11 protein-coding genes are annotated in these 11,326 nt (G+C 59.1%); 5 read left to right on the forward strand and 6 right to left on the reverse strand.

Annotated elements, in window-relative coordinates; genetic code table 11:
- Positions 1-473: 473 nt before the first annotated feature.
- The 6 genes from ACNKID_RS06685 to ACNKID_RS06710 form a co-directional block, all read right to left on the reverse strand.
- On the reverse strand, positions 474-2,183 hold the full coding sequence (locus ACNKID_RS06685; RefSeq protein ID WP_417912660.1) for a hypothetical protein: 1,710 nt from the start codon (positions 2,181-2,183) through the stop codon (positions 474-476).
- A 17-nt stretch (positions 2,184-2,200) separates the two neighbouring features.
- A complete protein-coding gene (locus ACNKID_RS06690; protein ID WP_417912661.1) occupies positions 2,201-3,247 on the reverse strand; it encodes a glycosyltransferase family 2 protein in 1,047 nt (348 codons plus the stop codon).
- Positions 3,244-4,203, reverse strand: coding sequence for a glycosyltransferase family 2 protein (locus tag ACNKID_RS06695; protein WP_417912662.1), 960 nt, complete (start codon positions 4,201-4,203; stop codon positions 3,244-3,246). The genes ACNKID_RS06690 and ACNKID_RS06695 overlap by 4 nt, the downstream gene beginning before the upstream one ends.
- 289 nt (positions 4,204-4,492) lie before the next feature.
- Positions 4,493-6,550: a lysylphosphatidylglycerol synthase domain-containing protein gene (locus tag ACNKID_RS06700; protein WP_417912663.1), complete on the reverse strand. Its 2,058-nt coding sequence runs from the start codon at positions 6,548-6,550 to the stop codon at positions 4,493-4,495.
- Complete coding sequence (locus tag ACNKID_RS06705) at positions 6,547-7,521, reverse strand: lysylphosphatidylglycerol synthase transmembrane domain-containing protein (protein ID WP_417912664.1); 975 nt, start codon at positions 7,519-7,521, stop codon at positions 6,547-6,549. Before ACNKID_RS06705 ends, ACNKID_RS06700 begins: the two co-directional genes overlap by 4 nt.
- Positions 7,518-8,264, reverse strand: a complete 747-nt coding sequence (locus ACNKID_RS06710) for an acyltransferase (protein WP_417912665.1) — start codon at positions 8,262-8,264, stop codon at positions 7,518-7,520. The genes ACNKID_RS06705 and ACNKID_RS06710 overlap by 4 nt, the downstream gene beginning before the upstream one ends.
- Positions 8,265-8,485: 221 nt before the next feature.
- Here ACNKID_RS06710 and ACNKID_RS06715 point away from each other — a divergent pair, with 221 nt between their 5' ends.
- The 5 genes from ACNKID_RS06715 (at position 8,486) to coaD (ending at position 11,318) form a co-directional block, all read left to right on the forward strand.
- Entirely contained in the window at positions 8,486-8,863 is a 378-nt protein-coding gene (locus ACNKID_RS06715) for a hypothetical protein (protein WP_417912666.1), read from the forward strand.
- 40 nt (positions 8,864-8,903) lie between these two features.
- On the forward strand, positions 8,904-9,392 hold the full coding sequence (locus ACNKID_RS06720) for a thioredoxin family protein (protein WP_417912667.1): 489 nt from the start codon (positions 8,904-8,906) through the stop codon (positions 9,390-9,392).
- 106 nt (positions 9,393-9,498) lie between these two features.
- Positions 9,499-10,254 (forward strand): CDP-diacylglycerol--serine O-phosphatidyltransferase, encoded by a 756-nt coding sequence (gene pssA, locus ACNKID_RS06725; protein WP_417912668.1) that lies wholly within the window; start codon positions 9,499-9,501, stop codon positions 10,252-10,254.
- Between the two features lie 3 nt (positions 10,255-10,257).
- Positions 10,258-10,842 carry a 16S rRNA (guanine(966)-N(2))-methyltransferase RsmD gene (rsmD, locus tag ACNKID_RS06730; RefSeq protein ID WP_417912669.1) on the forward strand — a complete coding sequence of 195 codons (585 nt, stop codon included), beginning with the start codon at positions 10,258-10,260 and terminating at the stop codon, positions 10,840-10,842.
- Positions 10,839-11,318, forward strand: coding sequence for a pantetheine-phosphate adenylyltransferase (gene coaD / locus ACNKID_RS06735; RefSeq protein ID WP_417912670.1), 480 nt, complete (start codon positions 10,839-10,841; stop codon positions 11,316-11,318). The genes rsmD and coaD overlap by 4 nt, the downstream gene beginning before the upstream one ends.
- Positions 11,319-11,326: the final 8 nt, after the last annotated feature.

Consider the following 11,326-nt stretch of genomic DNA (forward strand, 5'->3'; position numbering starts at 1 on the left):
GGGCAATTTAAATGTGAATCGTCCTGATTCAAGTTTAAATCAGGACGGTTTAAACGCATTTCCGCCGGGAAAAAATTAAAAAATATCGGAACAATGTCGGCATCGCAGCAGATGCGGGCGGGCAGCTCAGATGCAGAACACACAGCAGCGCAAGGAGGGATGAACATGCGTTTTCCCAAACCAAAACCGTGACGCGGAACAGCGGCAGCGGACCGGAAGAAGTCTCCTTGCCGCCGGGTTGCATCAGACCTCTTGCGCAAGGCAGCAAGGGCGAAAGATTTTTCGTCTCTACATCATCAAACACATCTTGGCGCAGCCATTCGACGCGGAGACAGGCATCAAGATGTCTGCTGAACACCAGTCAGATTGACTGGTATTGCCTGAGACACCATAATGCCTCCGCCTAAGGAGGCATTCAAGCTGCTAAAAACAGAGTCGTTGGCCGTCAGATCAGCTGCGCTGCGCAAGCGTGTTTACGGACTGCGAACTTCCCTTGCTGCCAGCAAAACTAAAAAAAGCGGCAGCGTCTGTACAGTCAGGCGGATCCAAGTCGTTCCTGTCTCCCAGCATATCTCGTTGGCATTAAAAAGAATGGTCGCAAAATAACCGGTCAGAAGACCTGTCGGCAGGAGCAGCAGGGCTGCATCTGGCCTTCGCCTGAGCAATGTGCCGATCAAGGCAAGACAAATCCCTGCGCCGACAATATTCCATTGCCGCACATCCTTCCACATACCAAAAATCGCTTTCGTGGCAGGAACAATCCGGCTGGCCGCACGGCGCAGACCGTCGGCATCCCAATGATGCAGCAGCCCTGTGGCTTCAAAATTAAGATGCAGCCGCGACCACCAGAACCACGGCAGATAGCAGAGCGTGAAGGCAAGCAGAGCGAACAGGATATCTTTGCGCTGCCGCCCGCTGAGCAGCAGCAGGCTAAACAGCAACGCGAAAAGCAGTCCCTCGTTTTTTGTGTGCGCAGCAGCGGCAGCAAACAGTCCGGCAAGGACAGCATCTGCCCGGCGGCCTTCTTCGCTCCGCCAGCGGAGGAAGCAGGTTAAGCCGCAGGTCATCATCAGCCAGATCGGGGTCTCAGCGTAAGCCCATGAGGCGATCAACGGAACATTGGGGACAGAGACAAAGAGGGCTGCAGCCAGCAGTCCGGCACTGCGGCTGCCGCTCCGCGCTCTGACCGCGATGCTCATTTCCCAGACGCAGAGCAGGAGGAACACCGCGCCCCAGCCTTTGCTCCAGCACTCCTCCCAGCCGCCGGAGAGCCAGCCGGAAAAGGCCCAGACAGTCGGCCAGAGCAGCGGGTAGTCCGCATGACCGAATCGGGTCACGTCTTCCAGCGGCCCGCTGCCAAGAGCCAGCACTTTGGCCTTGCTGCCCCAGATTGCCCATGCATCCCAATCGGCAGGCACAACAACGACCGCCATGAGGAAGCTCCAGAGCATTCCGGCGGCGATAATGAACAGAAGCACGCCGGAGAATATTCGCTCGAGTCTGCTCACGCTGACAGCAGGCTGCGCCGCCTTGTCTTTCTTCTGCATGATGCTGAGGAGCGCGTTCGCCAGCAGCGTCGCCCAGCCAACCAAGGCAAGGATGATCGCCCCGCCAAAGGCTGGCTGGGCCGAAAGGAAGAAGAAGCGGGTCGGCAGCACCAGCAGGGTGAAGAACAGGCAGGCCAAGGCCAAGGCTTCGGGCCACGTGGTGCGTCCTCGCCAGATTTTACGGATTAGCCCCGCCCAGCCCAGCAGGACAGCGAAGGATAGAATCAGTCCTTTCGGCGTGGCACGTTCCGCCGTCTGCGCATCCGCAGGAACCGGCTGGACGGTCTGCCCGCCTGCTGCGGTCAGCTCCTTCCCTTTCACCCTGAGGACATAGGCAGAGTCTTTTGCCGGAATGCGTGGAATGAGCAGATACGTAACATACGAGAGTGCGTTCGCGTCGCCTTTAGCTTGATAGCGGACATCCGCAGGCCAACGCCGCTTCAGCTCGGCGGTTTGCCGCGCCAGCTCTGGGGGAATACCCGCCCGCTGCAAGACTGTCTCCCTCTGCTGCTCAATACTCTTGCCGAGATACAGCACCCGCTCGCGCTCCAGCCAAAGCCGCCACATCCCGGCCAAGGCGGCGAAAGTCACCGCCAGCCAAAGAGCCAGCACCAGACGGAGGGCGATGCTTGCCATATCGAGGCGCATGATGCTCAAAGGAAAAAAAATCCGTACAGCCGCAGCAGCCAGTTGTCCTTGCCCTGCTCCTGCCGCCGCCGCATGATGGACTCCACCGCTTCGCGTTCGGCCTGAAGCAGGACAGCGGCAAAATCCCTCTCGCTCAGGCGGTCATGGCGGCGCACCTCTTTCCCTTTTCTCCACATCCTGCAAGAGGCCGCCACAGCTTGGCAGGCACCTATGCAGTACGCCCGGAACTGCCCTTTTTTGATCGTGAACAGCAGCCAGCAGAACTGGTAGATCAAGATCATCGGCAGGAAGCGGAGGAACAACGGCAAGGAATAATGCTTCAGCAGCACATAGAAGGAATTGCGGGTGGAGAGCCTGATGGTGAAGGGATTGAATTTGGAGCCGCTGCTTGCGCTGCCGATGTGATACACTTTAGCCGCCGAAACGTAATACCCCTTGCAGCCTGCACGGTTCAAGCGCAGGTTGAAGTCAACATCTTCCAGATAGGCGAAAAAGTCTTCATCAAAGAGACCGACGCTGTCGAAGAGGCTGCGCCGGTACAGGGCCGCGCCCGCGCAGGCTCCGAATACTGGCCCGGGAAGGCTGTACGCGCCGCTGTTCAGCTCCATTGTGCCGAGCCGGTAGCCCGCGCCGCCGCGCAGGTAGCCGTCGCCTGCGCCATCCAGCACTGCGCGGTTATGGAAACAAAGCATCCTAGGAGCGAAGAAGGAGAAGTCCGGCAAGTCTTGAGCGGCGGTGAGCAGCCGCCGCAGGCAGCTCATGGACAGTTCTGTGTCATTGTTGAGCAGAAAAACGAACGGGCATGAGCTGCTGAGTATGCCCGCGTTCACCGCTGCGCTGAACCCTTGGTTTTCGGGCAGGCTGATGAGATGGACATTCGGATGCGCCTTGCGCAGATACTCGGTCGATCCGTCAGTGGAGCCGTTGTCCACCACCGTGATCCGCCAGTCCAAACACTGCTGCCGCCCGATGGAGGCCAAGCAGTCGGGCAGGAAACGCAGCCCGTTCCAGTTGGGGATGACGATGTTGACTGCCTCCAGCCTGTCGCTCACGGCTCGCCCTGCCTGCTGCCCAGCACCTTGCGCACCACGTAGATCGGCTTACCCTGCGATTCGTGGTAGGTGCGCACCTGCAATTCTCCCAGCAGGCCGATGGAGATGAACTGGATGCCCATGAACAGGAGCAGCACAGCCAGCAGGAGCAGAGGCCGGTCAGACATCGGCACATGAAAAAACGTCCGCTGGATGGTCATCATCAGGGCAATGGCGAAGCCAAGGCCGCCGCTGATCATGCCCATCATGCCGAAGACATGGATGGGCCGGGTGGCATAATTAAGCAGGAACTTCACGGTCATCAGGTCAAGCACCACCCGCAGCGTCCGCGAGATGCCGTACTTGGATTTGCCGAAACGCCGGGGCCGGTGATTGGCGCGGATTTCGCCGATCTTGCCGCCCACGCCGCTGGCAATGGCCGGGATGAAGCGGTGCATCTCTCCGTAGAGATTGATGCCTTGGGTGATCTCTTTCCTGAAGGTCTTCAGGGTGCAGCCATAGTCATGGAGATGCACGCCGGTGACGATGGAAATAATCTTGTTGGCGATCATTGAGGGCAGGCGGCGGTTGAGGAAAGGATCCTGCCGCTTGTAACGCCAGCCGCTGACCAAGTCGCAACCGTCCTGCTCCATCTTGGCAAGAAAATTTGGCAGGTCGTGCGGGTCATTCTGCATGTCGCCATCCATGGTCGTGATCACGTCGCCGCTGGCATAGGCGAAACCTGCGGACATGGCGGCGGTCTGGCCGAAATTGCGGCGGAAAGAGACCACCACCACCTTGTTGTCCTGCTGCTGAATGTTCTCCAGCAAGGCAAGGCTGCTGTCCTTTGAGCCGTCGTCCACGAAGACAATTTCGTGGTCGCAGGCAATGGTTCGCAGCACATCTTTCAACTCCTCATAGAGCGGATTGATGTTTTCTTCTTCGTTGTATATTGGGATGACGACGGAGAGTTTCATTCGTTTTTTGTCTTAAGTCCTCTTGCATAAGCCGCAAATGGAGCAATGCCGGGCCGGTGAAGGGGCGGGCCTTATGATCGCCCTGCTGGTTTCGCCTGCAGTGCCAAGGTCTAAGGCGCAGCAGCACTACGCTGCCACTGCAAGCAGCAGCATGCGGCCACCAGCAGCAACAGCCTGCCGCCACATACGGCAGCAGCATGCTGTCACTTCGTATTTCTCCAGCCTGCCGCGAGGTAACAGACCTCTTGAGCAGGCCGCCGCCAAGAGCAGGGGCAGTCATGCAACATGATTAATATAGAAACACATCCGGCCAGTTGTCGTTGCCGGTATGAAAGCTCAGTCTGGCCGTATTGCTCATTGGCGAGCCAATCGGCCAGAGGAAGATTTCATAATCCGCTGTGTCGTGCTCGTGACCGCCGGTGCTGGCTCCGTAGACGAGCACTTCGCCGGTGTTGGAAATCTTGGGAAAATACTCGTGACTGTATTCGCTTGGTGAATCAAACCACAGCTCCCGCTCCAGCGTGTCGGGATTGATCTTGTAGAAGACATTGCGGCGGCTCTTGCTGTGGCCGACATGGTAGAGGAAGGAGGAGTCTGGCGACCAGTTCAGCTCGCAGCCTTCGTTCACCTCGCGCACCGTCCTGTCCGGCCCGATCAGCCAGGTGTACACCGGACCGTTTTTCCGCATCGTCACCGCCAGCGTCTGCCGCGCCTCGCTCCAGACCGGCGTTTCTAAATTCGTTGAGGCAGACAGCGGCAAGTTCTTTCCTGTTTCAAATACCACAGTCTCCTTCTTTGTGGCAAGGACATATTCAACAAACTGGTTCGCCTGCCGCTGAAAGTACACTTTCTGGCCGTCTGCCGACCAGGTGGGCATATTGCCGTTCTTGGCCAGCAGGCGGCTCGCGCCGCTGGGCAGATCAAGCAGCCAGACATCCCACGGATATTTGTTGCGCTGCGAGACCCACGGCTCCTGCGAGCGGGCGAAGACCACCTGCGTGCCGTCCGGCGAGATGCGGGGGAAATAGTCGCTGTGCGGGTCGTCGGTCAGTCGGCTCAGGTTTCTCTCCGGCAAGGTGAGCATGACCAGATCGTGGTTGCCGAAGCGGTTGCTGCTCCAGATGACAAAACCGCGCAGTTTGGCAAGGATGGGATTCGCTTTCAACTCTGCTTCAGCGGCTGGCAGCGGCTGGCCGGGCTTGGGCGGGCGGAAGGAACCCATCTTGCTGACGTTGCGGGCTTGCAGAGCAAAGACCGCAAGCCCGGCGCAGAACAGGCAGGCGGTCAGCGGCGGCAGCCACTTTTTCCGCTGTGCCGCTGGCGCGGCATTCTGCCTGCCGACAAGGAAAATGAAGAGCACGACAGCGACGATGCCCAGCGCGTAATCAACCGCTTGGCTCCAGATATGCAAGGCGAGCATGACTAACACCGAGGCGGCGCTGGCCGCACCCAGCGCGGTCAGGGCCAATGCGCCGCCCGCCTCGTACGTGCCGAAGCTCATGAATGTCGGCACTGGCATGGCACTGCCCGCCTCCGCGCTGACCAAGGCGACCAACACGGCAGCCAGCTCCTTGCTCATTTGCGGGAACGAGGCGGATGCAACACCGAAAAAGAGCAGATACAGGCCAAGATATTTGAACAGCCGCACTGACAGCGAAAGGGCCAGCACCCAGCCCGCAATGCCCGCCCGTCGGGCCTGATCAAGGGCGGCGGCGGTGTCTTCGGTCAGTTGCACCAGCTTGGCTGCCCAAGGACGGGCGTGGAGCGGAGCCAGCTTCGCGCTGAACCAATGCAGCAGAGGAAAAAGGAAGAACAGGCCGACCGCGCTGACTGCGAGAATCATCAGAAACACGCCGATCAGCCACGACTGAAAATTCGCAGCCGCAAGTTGCCAGCATATGATGCCAAGCAGCAGCACAGCAAGGGCGATGAGATCGAAAATAAAGGAAATCGCCAGCGAGGACAGGCAGGCATCCGCGCTGACCTTGAAGCCCCGGTTGAGCATGGCGATGTAACTCAGCTCGCCCAAGCGGGCAGGGAACATGTCCACAAACATGTTCCGGCTCAGGGTGACTATGAACATCCTCCCTATGCCCGGTGTTTCCGTCCCGACGCTGGAATGCCGAAGAATGAGCTGGTAGCGGAGAGCGCGGAAAAACGCTTGGCTGAGACTGGTCAGCACATAGAGGCTGACATAGAGCGGCAGGGTCTCCGCCAGCAGAGAGAACAGGCGCGGCTGCTGGGCTGGCTCCGCTGAGCTGCTCATCCAGTTCAGCAGCAAGCCAAGCAGCAGCAGCGAAACGCCGAGCGAGAGGAGGGTGTTGAGCAGATGGCTGCGGCTGATCATGCGCCTGTTTCCTTCTTGGCGGCAGCGAGCGTCCGGCCCAGATAGGCTATGCCTCCGATAAGGGAATAACTCACGGCCACGCCGAAAAAGAGCAGAGCCAGCGAGCGAGTTTGCAGCTCAGTCATGCCGGTCCAGCCGAAGAAAAAGACGTAGCCTGCATCGCGGAGGCCAAGGCCGAAGATCGAGATAGGCACTGCCTCCAGCAAGGTTATCAGCGGGACAAAGGCACTAAAATAAAAAAAGGATATCTGCGCATGGAGGGAAAGGGCCAGCAGCCAGACGATGGTGATCACCGAGAGCTGAAAGGCGAAGGAGATGGTCATCACCTTGAGCAGCAGCCTGCGGTCGGCCCCGTAACACTGGACGGAGAGGAAAAATTTCTCTGTCAGGCTGACAAGAAGCGGGAAGCGGTTCAGGCGGGTCGCGGCAAGAAAGAGCCGCACCGGTTTTTCCTTGACCAAGGCGGTCAGCACGGCCAGCAGGAGCAGAAGAATCAGCAGCGGGCCGAGAAAAAAGAAAATATTGCCGAACTGTCGGGCCACCTGCGCCGAGGAGAGCAGACTGAGAATGACCAAGGCGAGAAAGCCGGAAAAACGGTCGGCGAAAACCGAGGCAACGGAGCGGACTCCGCTGCTGCTTTTTTTGGCGATGTCGTAAATCCGGTACGAGTCGCCGCCGATGTTCGAGGGCAGAAACAGGTTGTAAAAACTGCCGATCAAATAGGTGACAGTCAGTGTCGGGAGCGGAATATTCACCCCGTCAGCAAGCAGAAACAGCCGCCATTTCCATGCGCTGGCAGCTGTGTTAAGAAAAAGCAGCACCACAATCAGCGGCAGAAAGCGGAGATCCAGCGAGGCCAGCAGCGCAGTCAGCTCGCCTGCCGGAATTTTCCGGTAGAGCAGAAACATCAAGGTGCCGCTGAAAAGCATCTTGCCTGTCAGCAGCAGCCGTTTTTTCGCTGTCCGGCTCATGCCTGCGGCCTCGCTGTCCGAGTTTTGATAACCTTAGCCGGAACACCGGCTGAAATTGTATATGGCGCAACTGACTTGGTCAGCACCGCGCCCGCTCCGGCAACGCTGCCTTGGCCCATCGTCACTCCGCCCAGCACCGTAACATTGCCGCCCAGCCAGACATCAGCCTCCAGCCGCACCCCACCGTCATTCTTAATACCCTGCTCGCAGATAGGAATATCCATGCGGTCGAGGCGGTAGCTGCCGCCGCCAACAATAAAACACCGCTGGCCGATGATGCAGTCTGGCCCGATAACAACCGGGCAATCATTAGTGGACTGCACAATAGCCTGGGCGTTGAGGCCGCAGTTGCTGCCGATGCTGATCGTGCCGTTTTTGCAGGAAAGCATGACATTGCTGGACAAAATCACGTTGTCGCCGAGGGTGATGGAAACCGCCGCGCTTTCATGCCGCGCATCAAGTATGCAGCCCTCGCTGATGACCACGGACGAGCCGAGACGGATGCGGCCTGGATGGCGCAGGGTGATGCCGGGCGCGAAGAGGCAGTTCTTGCCGCATTCAGCGAAAAGGCGTGGCCAGAAGAGCTGCCGCAGGAGCATCCCGGCGGCTCCGGGCAGCGGTCCGAGCAGCATGCACCACTCGTAATAGAGCAACGCGGTCCAAGAGCGGCTGCCGACCAGCACATCCTGATATTTGGCCAAGGGCGAGCCGTTGCCGCTCACAGCCTGATGGGTTTTCTGCATCGCGGGTTTGAGAAGAAAGGGACGGAAGCGTTCCTGAGAGAGTACCCGGAGCGGACGGGCCGCGCAACTGCAAAGCGGAAATGCCGGAGCGGAAGCAGGATGAAAACAGCAGCCCCATGTTGAACCTTTGCCGCTGACCGTGTAAGATAGTTTCCAATCTTTGGCTGAACGCGCTTCAGCCGCCTGTCTTTTCCCAAACCCATTCAGCGGAGGTTTCTGTCATGCGGCGGATGATCATCGGAATGCTGGCCTGCCTTATCCTGCCTGTCGGCTGCTCCTACAAGCCGGTGCGCCATCTGGCTTCGGACGCAGCTCTGATCAAGGCAGGGGAATCCACCCGCAAAGATGTGATGCGCTATCTGGGCGAGCCGGACGGCCGCCGCACCGTGGGGCCGGGCGTGGAAGAATATCTGTACGCCGAAAGCCGTCAAGGCCAGCTTGGCAGCCTGCCGCTGGTCGGTAAACTGGTGGATCCTGAGCGGCAGGAAATGGTGATCATCACTCTGAACGGCGATCAGGTCACAAACTGCGAATTCCGCCTGCTGAAAAAGGACGATCTGAGCTGGAAAAAGGACGCGGAATGGGAGCCGGTCAAATGAGCGGACAATCTGTTTTTCCGGCAACGCATTATTCAACACGTTGACGAACGACACTCCTGCCTCCCGCTTCATCCGCATCGGCAAAGCCAGCGTCGGCTTGGTCGGGCTGGATGCCGCCTTGTATGCCGCCGCCCGCCAGCAGATCGACGAGACGGAGCTTGCCGATTTTCTTTTCTCGAAGATTAAAGAGGAGAATTACATCCCGTCCGGCTGCGAGGCGCAGTACCGCGAATCTCTGCTGGCCGCCTGGCGCAAATACTGCGGCACGGAATCCGGCAGCGGAGAAGGTTTGGTCATCCGCATATTCGGCACGGGCTGCGTCAGCTGCAACCGCCTTTACGCCATGCTGATTGAACTGCTCGACCGGCTGGGCATAGCGGCGGATGTGGAGCAGATTTACGACGCGGACGAGATCGGGCGGCACGGCGTGACCAAAACCCCGGCCCTGATGATCAACGGCGCGATCAAATGCGCGGGGCTGCTGCCCTCTCCGGCGCAGGCCGAACGCTGGCTGCGCGAGCAGCTCTGAGCCGGGCCGTATTCTGTTGCAGAACTCGGCTCCATCGGTATAATATTGCCTTGCGCGGGCCGCGTTGCCCGTCCGCTTTCTCAGATTTCCCTGCCAGCGAGCCGCCATGATGGAACTGCCTCAGCCGAACCGCTCCTTTCTTCTTCCCTGCACATTGACTGTCGCCAGCCTTTTCAGCGGCTTTTATTCAATGGTCGCCGCAATCAACGGCCAGTTCTACACCGCAGCGGTGGCGATCATTATCGCCGCTGTTTTCGACGGCTTGGACGGCAGGGTTGCCCGGATGACCGGCGCAACCTCCAATTTCGGGATGCAGTTAGATTCGCTCTGCGACATGGTCTCATTCGGCGTGGCACCGGGTTTGCTCGCCTATCTCTGGGCTTTGAAACCCTATGGCCGCTACGGCTGGCTGGCCGCTTTTCTTTATGTCGCCACAACCGCCCTGCGCCTGGCCCGCTTCAACACCCTTGCCGCCGCGCCGCCGCAGCCGGACAAAAAGAAAAACTATGATTTCGTTGGACTGCCCTGCCCTGCCGCTGCCGGAGCCGTGGCCACAGCGGTGATGTTTTCCCGTCATTTAGGCGCGGAAGGCACTGTCCGGCATATCTCCATCCTGCTGCTGGTCTATCTGCTTTCCTACCTGATGATTTCCAACCATAGATACCGGAGCTTCAAGAAAGTCCACATTCCCCGCGAGCGGCGTTTTCAAGTTATGGTCGGCATCATTCTTTTTCTGATGATTCTCGCCTTTGAGCCGCCTGTCACCCTCTTCATTCTTGCCCTCTGCTACGCCGCTTCTGGATTGGTGATGGAGCTGTACGAGTTGGTGCGGCAAAAGCCCCAGCCGCCGGATGCAGCCTGATTGATGCGCATCACCGGAGGAACAGCGCGAGGCCGCAGCATAAGCAGCCCCAAATCCGGCTGCACGCTCATCCGCCCCACCAGCGACCGGGTGCGCGAGGCGCTCTTCAGCATCATCGCGGCGGAAATTCCCGGCAGCGCGGTGCTGGATTTGTACGCAGGCACCGGCTCCTTCGGCTTGGAGGCGTTGAGCCGTGGAGCGGCGGCGGCGGTCTTTGCCGATCTGTCCAAGACATCGTTGCAGCTTATTCAAGACAGCCTCAGCCGCTGCGCCGCCGGAGCCAGCACCGCCTTGCTTCAGCTTGATTTGTCTAAACCCGACAGCCTTGCCCGCTTGAAAAACCGCCTGCCAGCCGGAATGCTTTTTGATCTGATTTTTCTCGACCCTCCCTATGAAAAAAAATTGGCGGAAAAGACTGCGGCGGCGGCGGGAAGCGATCTGCTGAAGGAAAGCGGCCTGCTGATCGCCGAGGAGCGCAAAAACGCCCGCCTGCCTGAACGGTGCGGCAGTCTGCGGCTGACTGATCAGCGCAGCTACGGCGAAACCGGCCTTTGGTTTTACCGGCGGACAGAGGAGCCGGGGCAATGAGCATCGCCGTTTATCCCGGCACCTTTGATCCCATAACCAACGGGCATATTGACATCATCAAACGCTCGCTGCGGATGTTCGAGCGCGTGGTCGTCACCATCGCCCTCAATCCGGCCAAAAACCCGCTCTTCAGCTTGGAGGAGCGGATCAGCATGATTCGGCAGTGCTTCACGGCCAATGAGCACGTGGAGATTGACACGGCCAGCGGCCTGATTGTGGATTATGCGATGCGCAAAAACGCCTGCGCCATTATCCGTGGCCTGCGGGCGGTCTCTGATTTTGATTACGAACTCCAGCTCGCCTTGATGAACCGCAAGCTGGAACGACGGGTGGAGACGGTCTTCCTGATGACCGGCTTCCGCTGGATTTACATCAGCTCCTCGATCATCAAGGACGCGGCACGGCACGGCGGGGACATCAGCGGCATGGTTCCGGCCCATGTGCAGGCCGCGCTGAAGGCGAAGTTCGGGCGTTGAGGGAATGC

Origin of the sequence: Candidatus Electronema sp. TJ (assembly GCF_048287355.1) — a bacterium.
Taxonomy (GTDB): domain Bacteria; phylum Desulfobacterota; class Desulfobulbia; order Desulfobulbales; family Desulfobulbaceae; genus Electronema.